The 14,908-nt window shown below is 34.6% G+C and carries 14 protein-coding genes and 1 tRNA gene; 8 read left to right on the plus strand and 7 right to left on the minus strand.

The window, feature by feature from the left end; genetic code table 11:
* The first annotated feature begins 179 nt into the window (after window positions 1-179).
* Window positions 180-254: transfer RNA gene (locus NFRAN_RS00380), tRNA-Met, on the plus strand.
* 305 nt (window positions 255-559) lie between these two features.
* Here the strand turns inward: NFRAN_RS00380 and bluB are convergent.
* On the minus strand, window positions 560-1,285 hold the full coding sequence (gene bluB / locus NFRAN_RS00385; protein WP_134482558.1) for a 5,6-dimethylbenzimidazole synthase: 726 nt from the start codon (window positions 1,283-1,285) through the stop codon (window positions 560-562).
* Window positions 1,286-1,510: 225 nt separating this feature from the next.
* Between bluB and bioD the strand changes: the two genes are divergently transcribed.
* Window positions 1,511-2,200 carry a dethiobiotin synthase gene (gene bioD, locus NFRAN_RS00390; protein ID WP_134482559.1) on the plus strand — a complete coding sequence of 230 codons (690 nt, stop codon included), beginning with the start codon at window positions 1,511-1,513 and terminating at the stop codon, window positions 2,198-2,200.
* A 118-nt stretch (window positions 2,201-2,318) separates the two neighbouring features.
* Here bioD and NFRAN_RS00395 read toward each other — a convergent pair whose 3' ends face one another.
* Window positions 2,319-3,032, minus strand: a complete 714-nt coding sequence (locus NFRAN_RS00395) for a nucleotidyltransferase family protein (RefSeq protein WP_134482560.1) — start codon at window positions 3,030-3,032, stop codon at window positions 2,319-2,321.
* Between the two features lie 33 nt (window positions 3,033-3,065).
* On the minus strand, window positions 3,066-4,418 hold the full coding sequence (gene thiD, locus NFRAN_RS00400; protein ID WP_134482561.1) for a bifunctional hydroxymethylpyrimidine kinase/phosphomethylpyrimidine kinase: 1,353 nt from the start codon (window positions 4,416-4,418) through the stop codon (window positions 3,066-3,068).
* Between the two features lie 256 nt (window positions 4,419-4,674).
* Here thiD and NFRAN_RS00405 point away from each other — a divergent pair, with 256 nt between their 5' ends.
* The 4 genes from NFRAN_RS00405 to NFRAN_RS00420 all read left to right on the plus strand — a co-directional run bounded on the left by NFRAN_RS00405 (window position 4,675) and on the right by NFRAN_RS00420 (window position 8,725).
* Entirely contained in the window at window positions 4,675-5,055 is a 381-nt protein-coding gene (locus NFRAN_RS00405; protein WP_172602367.1) for a translation initiation factor IF-5A, read from the plus strand.
* A 143-nt stretch (window positions 5,056-5,198) separates the two neighbouring features.
* Window positions 5,199-6,425: a site-2 protease family protein gene (locus NFRAN_RS00410; protein ID WP_134482563.1), complete on the plus strand. Its 1,227-nt coding sequence runs from the start codon at window positions 5,199-5,201 to the stop codon at window positions 6,423-6,425.
* Window positions 6,426-6,621: 196 nt separating this feature from the next.
* Window positions 6,622-7,608 carry a class I SAM-dependent methyltransferase gene (locus NFRAN_RS00415; RefSeq protein ID WP_134482564.1) on the plus strand — a complete coding sequence of 329 codons (987 nt, stop codon included), beginning with the start codon at window positions 6,622-6,624 and terminating at the stop codon, window positions 7,606-7,608.
* Window positions 7,609-7,738: 130 nt separating this feature from the next.
* The gene (locus NFRAN_RS00420) at window positions 7,739-8,725 is read left to right on the plus strand and encodes a hypothetical protein (protein ID WP_134482565.1); all 987 of its coding nucleotides are present in this window, start codon (window positions 7,739-7,741) and stop codon (window positions 8,723-8,725) included.
* Between the two features lie 59 nt (window positions 8,726-8,784).
* Here the strand turns inward: NFRAN_RS00420 and NFRAN_RS00425 are convergent, their stop codons facing one another.
* The 3 genes from NFRAN_RS00425 to NFRAN_RS00435 all read right to left on the minus strand — a co-directional run bounded on the left by NFRAN_RS00425 (window position 8,785) and on the right by NFRAN_RS00435 (window position 11,120).
* On the minus strand, window positions 8,785-9,279 hold the full coding sequence (locus tag NFRAN_RS00425) for a hypothetical protein (RefSeq protein WP_134482566.1): 495 nt from the start codon (window positions 9,277-9,279) through the stop codon (window positions 8,785-8,787).
* 87 nt (window positions 9,280-9,366) lie between these two features.
* On the minus strand, window positions 9,367-10,785 hold the full coding sequence (gene cysS / locus NFRAN_RS00430; protein ID WP_134482567.1) for a cysteine--tRNA ligase: 1,419 nt from the start codon (window positions 10,783-10,785) through the stop codon (window positions 9,367-9,369).
* Between the two features lie 29 nt (window positions 10,786-10,814).
* Entirely contained in the window at window positions 10,815-11,120 is a 306-nt protein-coding gene (locus NFRAN_RS00435) for a Rieske (2Fe-2S) protein (RefSeq protein WP_134482568.1), read from the minus strand.
* Between the two features lie 111 nt (window positions 11,121-11,231).
* On the opposite strand from NFRAN_RS00435, the gene metG reads away from it, so the two are divergent.
* The gene (metG, locus tag NFRAN_RS00440; protein WP_134482569.1) at window positions 11,232-13,031 is read left to right on the plus strand and encodes a methionine--tRNA ligase; all 1,800 of its coding nucleotides are present in this window, start codon (window positions 11,232-11,234) and stop codon (window positions 13,029-13,031) included.
* A gap of 28 nt (window positions 13,032-13,059) precedes the next feature.
* Window positions 13,060-13,614 (plus strand): nicotinamide-nucleotide adenylyltransferase, encoded by a 555-nt coding sequence (locus NFRAN_RS00445; protein WP_134482570.1) that lies wholly within the window; start codon window positions 13,060-13,062, stop codon window positions 13,612-13,614.
* A gap of 222 nt (window positions 13,615-13,836) precedes the next feature.
* Here the strand turns inward: NFRAN_RS00445 and egtD are convergent, their stop codons facing one another.
* Window positions 13,837-14,811, minus strand: coding sequence for an L-histidine N(alpha)-methyltransferase (egtD, locus tag NFRAN_RS00450; RefSeq protein ID WP_172601995.1), 975 nt, complete (start codon window positions 14,809-14,811; stop codon window positions 13,837-13,839).
* Window positions 14,812-14,908: the final 97 nt, after the last annotated feature.

The raw sequence follows: 14,908 nt of genomic DNA on the forward strand, positions 1-14,908 counted from the left end.
ACGGAAATAAAAGAAATGTCAATTTGGTCAGGATTACATTTTTGTTAGTATAATGGAAAGATTGGCATCTTCTACTTTATGTTTATATTTAATACAATACTTCTCTCGCATTAAGTTAGGTTAGAATATATTATACATGTATTTTACATGATTTGCTTATAGATATCAGAGCTGGGCTTGCCGGGGTAGCTCAGCCTGGTCAGAGCGTTCGACTCATAATCGAAAGGTCGCGGGCTCAAATCCCGCCTCCGGCACTTTTTTGTTAATTTGCTATTGAATAATGTAAAACTTATGGAAATAATTGCAATATTTATCAATAGCGTGAAATTTTAGCAATATTTAAATTAGTCGAACGAGATAAAAGGATCGTTTGCAAAGATCAAAAAGGATAAATAAATCCAACAGGCGAAGTTATCTTCAAATCATTGTTTTGAAGCGCCGAAAATGATCAGTGGTTGCTGTTATACCACAATTTTTTTAATATCCTATAATAGTTATTATCGAGTTTAGAATAAGGTAACGCATTCGTTTAAGTGATGCTATACTTTATAATTAAAACTTAATAATTTTTACTTAATAAGTCGAAAAAGCCTGTCCAGGAGCCAGTTTCTTTAGATTCATTATTCCAATTCTCAAAATTGACTACCTTTCTCAAGGGTATCCGGTCGAGCCATTTGCTTGTCTCCAAGTCTGGTCTATTTTCAAATTCCTTTACATAACCAAGGCACAAATATGCAATAGGTTTCACATTCGGTGGGAGTTTCAGGATTTTGCCAAGGAGCTTGTTGTCAATGATACTCACCCAACCAACTCCTATATTCTCAACTCTAGCAGCTAACCATAAATTTTGGATTGCGCAACACACACTATAAATTCCAGCTTCTTTGATCGTCATTCTTCCAATAACAAAGGGACCAAATCTCTCATGATCGTATGTTATGCATATATTGAGGTCGGATTCTAAAATCCCTTCAAGTCTCAAATTCAAGTACTTTTCTCTTCTTCCATCTTTTTCGGGGATGAGATCTATTGACTTTAACCTTTCCTTAAGAAAAGATTCTTTTATCAATTTTCGAGTGGTGATATTCCTTATCAAGATGAAATTCCAAGGCTGTGAGTAACCTACTGAAGGTGCATGATGAGCAGCTAGTAGGATCCTGTACAACACTTTGTCAGGAATAGGTTTGGATACGAAATTTTTTCGGACATCACGTCTTGAAAATATTACTTTATAAAATGATTCTTTTTCTTCTTCACTAAAAATATTATCATTATTTCCTTTCAATATTCTGAATAAAAATAAGAAGATACAATATAGATTTATACTTCGTATTCCATTGATTGATTTTTAGATCCCGCTATTTGCTAACAATTTTCTGCTAGATTTGCATAACCTTTTTTATATTTCTATTTACACTGATTTACACCGAAAAAAGATCTGCAAATTGAAATTTAGGGGGCTTAAGGGCTAAATCTAATAGATAATAAGTAATTAAAAATCCTTGACTATATGGTGTCAAAAGGTATCTTCATAATAGGGACTGATACCGATGTTGGAAAAACATTGGTTACTGCGTCTCTGGGGTGGAAGCTTTCAAAAAGGGTAAATAGACTAGGGGTTATGAAACCTTTCGCAACTGGCATAAAACCTTATTCAAAGAAATACTCGTCTAAAGATGTCGCAATTCTGTGTAAATCAATAGGGTTAAATGAGGATGAAAAAAACGTAAACCCCTACTATTTTCCAATACCTTGTTCGCCTTATATGGCCACAGACCTATTGGGATTGAGTCAGGTAGATCTGAATTATGCATTGGAGAAATACGAATACATGAATAAAAATTACGATTACCTTTTGATCGAGGGGATAGGGGGTTTACTGGTACCATTGAACAATAGTTCTTCCCTTTTAGATTTTATAAAAATGATAAATATGGAAGTAATAATAGTAACAACTCCTAAGGTCGGAACGGTTAATCATACAATGCTCACTGTCAAGTTATGTTTAGCCAACGGTATTTCTATCAGGGGTATAGTGGTCAACAAGATGCCTACTCGTCCGACTATTATTGAGTTAAATACCCCTCATTTCATAGAAAAATTGACCAATATTCAAGTTATAGGAACAGTACCTTTTATAAAGTCATTTAAGTATTCGACCCATACCTTCAAAATGGTTTCCGATGTAATTAATTTTTGAATTGTATATGCATCTCTTCATAAAAATTTAGTTAGGATTGTCAAGAAAAAATAGTAGTATCCATCAGTCTACAAAAATTATTTACTTGGTTTTAGTACAAGAAAGGAGCAATCCTAGTCTAGATCTTTCCTAATCTTTTTACATATTGTTTATAGGCCTCTAGATACGATTTCTTGTCCCCTATATCCATAAAGCTACCGTCTTTTACAATATATGAGTTAACCTTCTTTTTGTTCTTGATACATGATCTAACCGCTTCATCCATTCCAAAAGATACTGAGGATGGAATTATTTTCAAAAATTCAGGTTCAAAAACGTAACATCCAATGTTTATTAGCCCTGATATTTCTGGTTTTTCCTTCCAGTCAGTAACAAGCTTTTTTTCGCTACCGTCCAACTCGATGAAACCATATTTGAGGTTAGTCTTGTACCTCGTCAAGGCCATCGAAATGAATGCTTTGTCCTTAATGTGGTTTTCAATCATTTCATTTAGTGGAAACTCATATATGGAATCGCCATACAAACAAACAAATGAATCTTCTAAATGGTTTGCAGCAGTCTTTAACTGCCCAGCGGTGGCAAGGGGTCTATCTGACCTTGAATATTTAATTTCTATCCCAAATCTTGAACCATCTTCAAAATAATCTTCGATAGATCTGTGCAAATAACTGACACATATAACTATTTGATCTATTTTTTTGGATTTGATTAACCATTCTACTAGATATTCTAATAAAGGCTTATTTCCAAGAGGAAGCATAGGCTTTGGAATAAAAAACGTATATGGTTGTAAACGAGTACCTAATCCACCAGCTAATATGACTGCTTTCACAATGGTATGAATGCCATTTGATTATTTATAACATTAGATCTTTTTGAAAATTCTTAGGATTTCGTCTATTTTTGTTAAAATTCCATTAGGTGTTTCTGCAAATATTAGTATCATCGGTTCTTTTCCTATGTCCCCATAGTGAAATACTACTTCTAGATTTGGCTCTCTTTTGAAGGCTTCCTTTACACCCCACTGAATAGTTGTTCCTTCTTTCATTGCATTATCTACATGCTCATATTTTCGGTCATAGAATGAACACTTAAATAATTCTTTACAAATCTCTAAGAGCCTATCTGTTAATTTTATATTAATCGCCGATCGAATTGATGGAGTAAAATTATTGGCGACTAGAAGGGCCCTACCTACGTGGTTTGATGCGCCAAACTTAACTACGTTGGGGGAGCGAATCTTGTCTTGATAATTAGTAATCCGACCAACTACCCCTGCAACATCAAATAAATCACGAGGAATGGGTATAGAGTAAACAAAATTAGTCTTAGTCTCAGGGATTAGCGATGAAAAATAATTCAATTGTTCTAAATTTTCAACACTGGACTGCAAGGTAATTAGGGTTTCATACTTTTCAGAATTATTGTAAATCTGGGAGATGGGATTAGCGACGAGTAGTCCGTTACCGACTTTTAGTGCATTTCTCAGTGCTCTGTTTACGTAGGAATTTGAAAGTATAAAGGCGCGTTTGGGCTCACAACCCATTGCGATATATGATGCGATTGCAGATGAAAAGTTACAACCCGTACCGTGTGTCTCTGTTACAGGAAGTCTAGGGTTCGAAATTTTATGATAATCAGCTCTGGAAAAATTGTAGTAAAAGTCAGAAACTTCATTATTCATCCTATTATAATGACCTCCCTTTATTATGACGATTTCTGCACCGAGGTCACATATGTAACGAGCAGCTTTAGACAAGTCGTTGGTAGATTTGACTCGGGTATTACTCAGTAATTCAGCTTCTTTCAGATTTGGTGTAATTACGTTAGCCAATGGAAGTATATTTTGCTTGAATGCTTCAAAAGAACTCTCATCGAGTAATCTAATCCCGGTGCCCGAATACAAAACGGGATCGACTATTATGGGTTTTTCACAATTTGCTAGCTCATCTTTCACTATCTGGATTATAGATCTATCATATAGGACGCCGATCTTAATTACATCTGGTTTGATATCTGTTAGTGTAGTTCTTAATTGATTTTCAAAAAACTTTGGAGGGACCACAAAAATATCAGATACTGTTTTAGTATTCTGAGCCGTTAAGGTAGTAATTACCGTAGCACCATAAATGCCCAAGGCCGAAAAAGTCTTCAGATCTGCCTGGATTCCCGCCCCAGCAGATGAGTCACTTCCTGCAATGCTGAGAGCTTTTTTCATATGACTTTTGCACTAGCAATTATAAAAATTAAAGGGATAAATTAATGTCACTGATTGAATTGTGTTTTTATTTCCTGATACCTTTCATAGTTTAAGTGCAACTGAAAGATCAACGATGAACAATAAACCACACTCTAACACTTCGCTTCAGGTAAGAAGTATTCAAGTTGTCATAACTACTTATGGCACGGTCATGAATCATAACTGTTAAATATGTATCTCATATGAATTTTTTTGATTATAGTTGAGTAAACCTATGGACCTCGGTAGTTTGAAAGTTGGGTCTTATATTATAATAGATGGAGAACCTTGCAGAATAGTCTCTTATGATCATAGCAAGCCAGGTAAGCATGGTTCCGCCAAAGCCCGAGTAGCGGCTATGGGTGTATTTGATGGATCAAGACATAGTCTTGTATCTCCGGTTTCGGCAAGTGTAGAGGTTCCGTTAATTGATAAGAGAAATGGGCAAGTTATTTCGATATCCGGACAAGTCTTACAAATCATGGATTTAGAAACATTCGAGGTATTTGAGACATCGGCTGTAGAAGATGAAATTAGAGATAAAATAACCCAGGGTGGAGAGGTCGAATACTGGAAGGTATTAGATAGAGTTAAGATCGTCAGAGTGAAAAACTAAATAATCCCCAATCAAATGACTTTTTTCGTACCATATAGTTACAGTCAAATTTTTTAGAATAGTCTAACGATTTTCCCGTTTGGTGAGTGTCATGAATTCTTCTTATGATGCATTTAAATAATAAGAATGTTCAATAACCACAGTTGGAACAGCAATCAAAAATAAAGTTTGATCTTCATTTACCTCTTATTTTAATTCATACTCCTTATGGTTTAAGGTTCTTTGACAGGATCGCAAAAACCAGAGCTGCGAGATTTTATGCTAAATTTAACACCTACTTGATGCCGTTAATTACCATCATGGCATTATTCCTAATAGTTGGTAGTGTGGCCGCATTATTTTCTAGCGAAACTATTAGAGAAGGAGCAAGAGGTGTTGGCCCTCAGGCCAATCTGTTAATTCCGGGATTAAATCCATACTTACCAATTTGGGAGGGCTGGATTGCTTTGGTTATTACAATAATTGTTCACGAAGCAGGCCATGGGATAATCGCTCGTGTTTACGGAGTAAAAGTTGAATCAACTGGTCTAGTCTTATTTTTGGGTATACCCATAGGGGCCTTTGTAAATATTGAACGTGATGAACTAAATGGAATTTCTATGAAACAAAAGAGTTCAATCCTGACTGCCGGTCCTATGACAAATATCCTGCTTGCAGCGATTTCATTGATTGCAATTCTACTAATAACATCAAGTCTAATTATCACCAAACCGATAGACCCTGATCTCTACGGAGTAGTAATCACAAATGTGAATTCAGGATCTCTCGCAGAGTCCATAGGACTACAAAAGGGAGATACTATCCAACAGATTCAGGACACGCAAATACGTGATCCAACACAGCTTAACGAAAACTTGAATAATAACCTTGGAAAGTCGGTGACAATAGAGGTAATAACTGAGTCAGGTCAACAAATAACTAAAGATGCAACGTTACCAGCTCAACGTGAGCCAGGAAAGGGGATATTGGGCGTTTCAATTACTCCTATAGCTGATCCAAAAGAAGTATTGGATAGGTATAACACCATGGTGTTTACATCACCACTGGGATTGTTGGCACCTCCAACATTCGTGCAAGGAATGGTACCCTTTTCTGACTTTATGGCTGATAAGTATACTTCACCAATTTTTGGTTCCTACTACACAATACCCGCGAATCTCTTCTTTTGGCTATGGTTCATAAACTTCAATGTTGCAATCTTTAACGCACTTCCAATAGGACCTCTGGACGGTGGTCAATTATACAATTCTCTGATAGACAAAAAAACTCAAAATAAAAGGGGCTTACTGAAGTATTCTTCAAAGATAGTTACATATGGAATGGTAATCGTGGTTGTTTTGTCCATAGCCTTACCTTATTTGCTAAAATGATTCATTAATGAGAGTACAATGATCCTTGTTCTTTCTTTTTTTCTTCGACGCGAGCTATTAGTTCGAAATGACAGACAATTTAGAATAGTCTAAACCAAAGATTAATAACTAGCACTGGAGCATATTTAAAAATAAACCGTAAATCTTCGCTAGATTAAGGCGAAGGTATCTATAACCTCAATAAAAAGAATACCTATTGAAGTCCTCATTATTTAATTTTAAACTGTTGTATTGTATAAATCACGATGACCGAGTCTATCCTCTAGAACTAGATCCTTTTGTTATTGATTCAGATAATAAAAATGAGTGTGTAGAAGGCTTCCTTAAATGCCCAGAGTGTAAAGTCACCTTTCCAATAATTTCAGGTGTACCCATAATTGTAAAGGATTTTGTCAAATACTCTTCCCAGCGATTATCGACTTTTGGCAGGTGGTATTCTATCAGCAGAAGTGAAGAAATGAAGCGTTTTTTGAAGGACGTATCCGCAAGACTGGAAAAAAATTCTCTTGCCGAAAACAGGTACGAAATCGATGGCAGATATTTTCAAACATATAAATGGCTGCATAATGAAAATTTTGAAAGCGACAAGTTCCTGCATCTATTGAGATGGAAGATAAAACCTTCTGATATATACAGGAAATTGACAACTGGGATCAGTTACGAGCCTGAAGGCATAGCCTTGGATCTAGGCTGTGCTTTAGGGCTCTCAACGTTCGAGCTATCTAAGAAGTTTTCCTTCGTCTTTGGAATTGATTCCTCCTTCTCCTTCATGGTTGAGGCAAAGAAGAAATCCCTTGAAGCAGGTATTACAAACGTAGAGTTTTTTGTATGTGACTTACTTTCTTTACCATTCAAAAATCAAAAATTCCATTTAGTATTTGGGCTAAACATAGTGGAATTTCTCCCGATTCAAAAAATGTTATCCGTAGTTTACAATTTACTAAAGCCTCAGTCCATGTTTGTGCTCACAACACCTTATGATTACAATAGGGAAGTTGTATGTAATCCCAATTTGAATGCTGAAACTTTGAGAAAGGCACTAGAGAAAGGCGGTTTTGAGATTACTGTCAAAACAAAGAAAGAATCATATATACCTTGGATCCTAAAAATTAACGAGAGGACTTATCTTTTCTATTTTCTCGACTTGATAGAATCTAGAAAGATATCAAAACATAAGCACTAATTTATGTTCAAATCTTCTACCCTACTTGAGAGTAATCTTTTATAGATCAATTACTCTTGTTCCTTGTTCCAAAATCTAATTATAATATTTTTTTAAATCTATTGTCGACGGTATAGTGAAGATAGTATTTATGCAATCCGCGTCTACCTCTTATTCTTTTCTGGACTATAATGAAAGTGAAGTTGATAGCTCCATACCTTCAAATTGCTCCTTATACCTTTTTGGAAGAGCGCTCATAACAAGGAATGTTGAGCTTATTGATTCATTATATGGATTGGAAACTGTGCTAGTACCAAAGAAGCTAAATTTTATTAGCAGATTAATTAAATCAACAACAAATGTACCTGTAGAAGAGATTGATGAAACTACCTATGATAAACTTGTTAAACGTGATATTCGAGTTTCTCAAAAGATTAATGTATCTGAAAAAAATGATTTTTCAAGTAATACCATACATATGCAACAAAATACGCTTATTTCAAATAAGAATCTTTTATTTTTGCCCTGCAATACCGTTGTAGGAAGAAAATCCGATAAACGGAGTTTAGAGTATTACAAATTTCAATATCCGTGGGAGTTTCTAGAAATAATCCAAGATCTGTTAAGAAATGAGGTAACACACTCTATAATATCTAATAGAGCATCGATAGCAAAAACAGCGATTATCGAAGGGCCTTGTATTATCGAGGACAATGTGGTTATAGATGATTTCGCAAAGATAAAGGGCCCAACGTATATCGGAAGTGGGAGCTTTGTTGGTATGGGATCTCTAATACGCAACAGTATGCTCGACTACAATACAAATATTGGATTCAACTGTGAGATAGGAAAAACATATTTTGCGGGTAATGCCAAAATTTCGCATCATAATGTGATCCTGGACAGCATGATTGGTAAAAATGTATGGTTTGGCGGCTATTCGGGAACAGCAAATGTGCTTTTAACCAGAAAAAATGTCCAGTATCGAATTAATGGAAACTTATTTGATACAGGTCGAAACCATTTCGGAGCTGTGGTATCTAATAATTGTTCAATTGGTGCTTCAGTTATCATATTACCGGGGCGTAAAATCCCTCCAGATTCCATAGTGCCAGCTGGGACTATTTTTTCAAAGTGAGAGTGAGATAACAGTATGAAAATCGGGCCATGCCGTGACTAGATCTGCTGATAGATTAATCATCTGGAGATACTCTGATTTATGATTTTCTCATAGGCCTTGAATGCAGAAGCTTCATCTTGCAAAGCTTGTGATAAATATTGAGTTGAAATATCATTTTTCGTTTCATTACCAGAAAGCAAGTAATCGCGGAAGAACTCGTAACTTTTTATCTCATTTACAAAGGAATTCAGAAGATTTTCCTTTGTTTCTAAAAAAGCTTCTGGGGCTTCGGTCTCGTTAAACTCATTCAGCTGAGAAGTAAAATTGATAATGTATTTATTCGTAATCTCAGCCATAGTGTTGTTAGATATTTGGCCCAATTGCCACAGCCCGATTTGGTCTTGGAAAGCTCTTGTCAAATTTACTGATGCTTCAGTAACAGAAGCAAAATAATTGGCATACTGGTCTTGTGTAGTTTGAGCTGAATTTATATTTACAAAAATTAGCAATACAATCGCGATCGAAGAAATGCCGATAAGAAAAACTGTTTTTCTTTTCTCGGTCTTTTTCATATAGTAATTCCACTAGTCTGGAATAAAAGTGATTACCAAGTCAGTTAGCAAGAATTTTCATTTTTTGGATAAAATTTTTTTCATGTTTCAAGAATCGTCTCTGGACTTTATCTTCCAAAAAGTATAATCCTTGTGATCTATTAATTCAATATTATATTTACTTTCCAATTGAGAACGAACCTTATCTGCCTCGTCATACTTCCTGTCTTTTCGCAACTGATTTCTTATCGCAATATATTTTTCTATCTCTAGGGAATCTTCGTCCCTTATGCTATTGATTTTCAAACCAATTATGTCCATGAATTTTCGCAAAGTATTAAGAGAGTTTTGCATGTAAGAAATCGATAATCTGTCCTTTTCAGTGAGCTTTTGATTAAGTATATTCACGAATTTATAAAATACCATCATTGCAATAGGGAAATTCAAATCATTTTCCAACTCAGTTTCAAATTCCTTATACGCCTTCACTAACTTTTCATCATCTTTGTCTAAATTTTTTTCACCATTGACAATCGAAATATTGTTTCGTATTCTAAATTCTAATTCGTGATATGCATTAGCGATTTGCCTCCATTTATTTTTCAATTCTAGAATAACATTTTCAGAATAATCAACTGGTTTTGAGTAATGCGATGATACACAAAAAAGTCTAATGACATTAGGACCAGTTGTCTTTAGCATTTCACTAATCTTTATGGTATTGCCTATCGATTTAGACATTTTTTCAGATTTAATCGTTACCATTCCGACATGCATCCATAATTTAGCGAATGGACCTCCGACCAATCCCTCAGATTGAGCGATCTCATTTTCATGATGTGGAAAAATAAGGTCTTGGCCTCCTCCATGTATGTCTATCGTATTGCCTAGATATTTTAGGGCCATTGCTGAACATTCAATATGCCAACCCGGTCTTCCTCTACCCCACGGACTTGGCCAAGTAGGACCCTTAGAACTAAACTTCCACAGGGCAAAATCTCGGGGATCGTTTTTTGCTTCATCCAATTCAATTCTGACGCCCGGAAACATTTGTTGCATATTTTTTTTTGACAATTTACCGTAGTCAGGAAATTCGCTCACCCGAAAATACACTCCATTTAGTGCTAAGTATGCTTTTTTCTTGTCAATCAGACCCTGGATAAATTTAATGATCTCGTCTATATTTTCAGTCACCAAGGGATATGCATCGGCTCCTAAGACATTAAGTGCACTAAAGTCTCTGAAATAACTCTTAATGTATCTGTTCGAGATTTCTTTAGCGTCTATCCCTTCCTCTAAAGCCCTCGCTATTATCTTGTCATCAATATCCGTGAAATTCTGCACAAAATTTACTTTAATCCCTTTAGTTTTAAGTAATCTTCTCAAGACATCAAATACAATTATTGTTCTTGCATGTCCGATATGACATTCATCATAAACTGTGACACCGCAGAGATAAATATTCAGGATATTCTTAGATAAGTCTATTTCTTCAATGCTATTTGTAAGAGTATTATACAACTTCATATTCTTGGGCGGAATAATGTTCTTGACCGTTATAGGTTAATGTAGATATCATTATTTCGGATTTCAACCGGGTATGTATTCAATTGCACACCCTCCATATAGTCCAATAATTCTCCAGTGCGGATGTTATAGTGCCAAAAATGTAAGGGACACTCCACCACCTCACCTTCAACCTTACCGGGAGCTAAGGATCCGTCTTGATGTCTACAAAGTGCCTCAATAGCATAGTACCTATTTTTCGACAAAAATAAGGCTATCCGTTGACCATTGATGTTTAGCTCCTTCCCACTACCCTCCTTGATGTCGCCTGTGCTAGCTACTCTGATCCATGTCATTTAGATATTACACTGATGAAATGTTAAAATTATAAATGTTTATAAAAAACTGGTAAGCGCTTAAGTTAAATCAACCTTCTTTTGTAACCTTTCTTATAAAGAATGTATAGAATGTCTGAAGGCAATGACAATAATTCAAATCTCCAATTTGAGAATTCTGCCAACGAAAGCGAGTCTAAAGTACATAATTCTGATACTATCATTAATTTCAGTAAAACTGTGCAAAATTACGGAATTAATAGTGAAAAAAATGTAATAATTACTTCAGCCTTACCTTATGCTAATGGTGAAATACACCTAGGCCACATTGCAAGTACTTATTTACCTGCCGATATTTTTACAAGATTTTTAAAATTGACAGGAACCAAAGCTTATCATATATGTGCAACAGATGACTTTGGAACACCAATCTTAATAAGAGCCGAAAAGGAGGGAAAATCGCCAGAAGAATATGTGAAAGCTTGGAATGTTAAGGACAGGGTTGATTTCGAGTCCGTTGGGATAATATTTGATTACTTTTCGAAAACTAGTTCTGAAGAAAACATAAGATTTGTCCAGAATGTTTTCATTAAATTATACAATAACCAATACATTAGAGAAGAAACTGTCGTACAATACTATTGTAATGTAGATAAAAAATATCTGCCTGACAGATATGTGATTGGCACCTGTCCTTTTTGTAATGCAAAGGATCAGTACTCCGACTTATGTGAATCCTGTGGACGAGTTCCAGAAAAAATCTTAGATCCCAAGTGCATTTTATGTGGAACAACTCCTGTAAAGAAAGAAAGTCTTCACTACTTCTTTAAACTGTCTGAGTTTGGAGAAAAGTTGAAAAATTGGCTGAATAGTAACAGGAATTTACAATCGGATATAGTAAATTATGTTTTGAACTGGATTGACACAGGGCTTCAGGATTGGGATATTACTCGAGATCTTTCTTGGGGAGTGCCAATTCCTAAAATTAAATCAAGTGAGGATTTCAGAAATAAGGTTTTTTATGGATGGTTCGACAACCACTTATGCTATATTTCTGCCTTCAATGAATTCTCAGGAAGAGTTTTGAAAAAAGACGGCAGAGATTTATGGAACAATTCCGAAATAATTCACTTTATTGGTAAAGATATAGTTTATCACCATTATTTATTTTTGCCTGCGATTAGAATGGGTATTAATTCAGAGTACAAACTTCCAGATAGAATAATAACTCGAGGTCATTTGTTATTGCAAAATAGAAAATTATCCAAAAGTAAGAATTGGTCCATTAGTTTGAAAAGTTTCACAGACAACTTTAATTCAGATTATCTGCGATTCTATTTGGCTTCTATCATTCCGTTTTCCCAATCAGATATAAATTTTGACTGGGATACATTCTACGAAAAAATTAACAACGAGTTAATATCTAACATTGGAAATTTCATTAATAGAACACTTACTTTCACGAAAAAACAATTTGGAGGTATTGTACCATTACCAACAGATTTTGATCCTGTCGATCTGAAGATCGTGGAAGTGATCAAATCGGTGGCATCTGAGACTGGCAATTTAATTTATCAAAATCAAATTGATAAAGCTTTGAAGAGAATATTACAAATAAGTAGTTTATTTAATCAATATTTTCAAAGTAAAGAACCTTGGAAATCTCCTAATTTGGCAAATAATACGTTATGGATATCCGTTAACTGTGTAAGAACGCTTTCTATCCTTCTTTATCCATTCATACCTACCTTGTCTAATACAATTTGGAATCAATTAGGAATGAAAGAACAACTGATTGATCAAAGTTGGTATTCTGCAAGTAACCTTTTGGTCAAAGGAGGACACGAAATAGGAAAGGATATTAGTCCAATTTTCAAGCGGATTGAAAAGGAGGAAATTGATCGTATTAAATCTAATCAGATTGATAATTAAAATACTAAGTAGCAGTATTTAGTTACAAATGCATCAAGTAAAATTATCGGCCGCTATGATAGGACGCTTTCAACCATTTCACTTGGGTCACTTAGAATTTGTACGTCAAATCTTGGAGGAAAATTCTGAGGTAATAATAATAGTCGGTAGTTCGCAAGCTAATTTTACACCACATAATCCATTTACCGCTGGAGAGCGTATTCATATGATAAGAAATAGTTTGATAGAGGCCGAGATATGTATGGAAAAAGTAACCTTGGTACATGTCATGGATGATCAAAATAACTATAGTTGGTTCCGTAATTTGAAAACATATACACCACCATTTAACGTTCTTTATACAGGTAATATATTCATAAAATTATTGTTGGAAAAAGAAGACATTTCGTTGAAAGATCCAATATTTACCAAAAAGGATCAGTTTAACGGAACTAACATAAGAAAATTGATAGCAAAAAACGATCACTTTTGGGAAAGCCTGGTGCCTGAATCTGTAAAGGATGTTATCCTCCAAATTGATGGTGTGGAACGAATCAAGAAATTAGAATCCTCTTGGTCTGAATCTCCTTTTAATTACGTCTAGAATAAATGTGTAGAAATTTAATAAGTAATCGAGTATGTAATTTCATAGGATGTTTATAGAAAAACAATTTTACTATATCTTTGACTAGTACTTACGTGTAAAAGCATAAATAGTAACACGAATAGTTTACATAGAACACGGGGTTAAGACCGATAGATTGTATTCCAACTTTCGATGTAAAACTAATTTACAAAATGAATTGTTTAAACCGAGGTATTTGGCTCAACATGGCCTAAACAATACCAAATTAAACCAGTCATTCTTGTCAGAGAATACTTTGTCTACTGCAAATCCCGATCTCGATGCTAGATTTTCAATTTTCGTTAGATCATACTTGTAAGAATTCTCTGTATGAATCGTTTCTCCAGCATCAAAATGAAAATTTTCATCTATCGTAAGGATGCTGATAGTTTGATCAACTCTAGATTTAATATGCATTTCTACCCTGTTCTTACTTGAATTGTAGAAAGCATGGTGGTGAAATTTCCGCATATCAAAATTGCCCCTTAATTCGTTGTTAATTCGATTCAACAAATTTAGATTGAATTTTGATGTAAAACCTGCCTTGTCGTTATAAGCGGGTTCAATGAGATCAACATCTTTGATCAAGTCAAATCCAACCAAAAGGAAATCTTTATCATGGATGTTCAATCTAATCTGCTTTAAGAAATCTCTAGCTTCTTCTGGTTCGAAATTACCAATACTTGAACCGAAGAAAACGATCAGTCTCGAAAAAGTATCAAAGTAGATGTTGTTTTCAAATAATATGTTATTGCATTGTTTGATACCGTTTATGTAATCATCTGGAATGCCCCTAACCACCAAGTTCTTATTGAGAGTTTCAAGACTTGTAACGATCGAATCCAAGAAATTCATTGAAATATCGATAGGAAAGTAATATAATTTTTCTTGCTTTCTCAAAATTTCATGAAACAGATACTGGGTTTTTTTTGAGCTTCCACTTCCCAATTCTATTAGCACAATATCTTTAGATATATTTTTTATCAATTCAGAGGAGTTATTTTTTAGAATATTAATTTCGGTTCGTGTAGGATAGTATTCCGGCTGTTCCGTTATTAGTTCAAACAACTGAGAGCCCAATGTGTCATAAAGATATTTAGACGGGGTTGATTTTTGTTGAGGATTGCGTAAACCTTTTGTAATATCATTTCTGAATCCGTCAATGTTGTTACCCAAATACAAATTTTATCATATCTTTAGGAAAAGAGTATAAAAATTTTTGTAACTATAAAATACTAAAAAACCGCTAATTCATATCATTGTGTAATACATT

The organism is Candidatus Nitrosocosmicus franklandus (genome assembly GCF_900696045.1).
Lineage (GTDB): Archaea > Thermoproteota > Nitrososphaeria > Nitrososphaerales > Nitrososphaeraceae > Nitrosocosmicus > Nitrosocosmicus franklandus_A.

What these genes read in the sequence shown, in the direction of transcription:
- thiD (WP_134482561.1), bottom strand. Translation starts at nt 4,418, where the DNA reads ATGAAAAAAGCTCTCAGCATTGCAGGAAGTGACTCATCTGCTGGGGCG.
- cysS (WP_134482567.1), bottom strand. Translation starts at nt 10,785, where the DNA reads ATGAAGTTGTATAATACTCTTACAAATAGCATTGAAGAAATAGACTTA.
- NFRAN_RS00445 (WP_134482570.1), top strand. Translation starts at nt 13,060, where the DNA reads ATGCATCAAGTAAAATTATCGGCCGCTATGATAGGACGCTTTCAACCA.
- NFRAN_RS00425 (WP_134482566.1), bottom strand. Translation starts at nt 9,279, where the DNA reads ATGAAAAAGACCGAGAAAAGAAAAACAGTTTTTCTTATCGGCATTTCT.
- NFRAN_RS00405 (WP_172602367.1), top strand. Translation starts at nt 4,675, where the DNA reads ATGGACCTCGGTAGTTTGAAAGTTGGGTCTTATATTATAATAGATGGA.
- metG (WP_134482569.1), top strand. Translation starts at nt 11,232, where the DNA reads ATGTCTGAAGGCAATGACAATAATTCAAATCTCCAATTTGAGAATTCT.
- NFRAN_RS00420 (WP_134482565.1), top strand. Translation starts at nt 7,739, where the DNA reads ATGCAATCCGCGTCTACCTCTTATTCTTTTCTGGACTATAATGAAAGT.
- bioD (WP_134482559.1), top strand. Translation starts at nt 1,511, where the DNA reads ATGGTGTCAAAAGGTATCTTCATAATAGGGACTGATACCGATGTTGGA.
- NFRAN_RS00435 (WP_134482568.1), bottom strand. Translation starts at nt 11,120, where the DNA reads ATGACATGGATCAGAGTAGCTAGCACAGGCGACATCAAGGAGGGTAGT.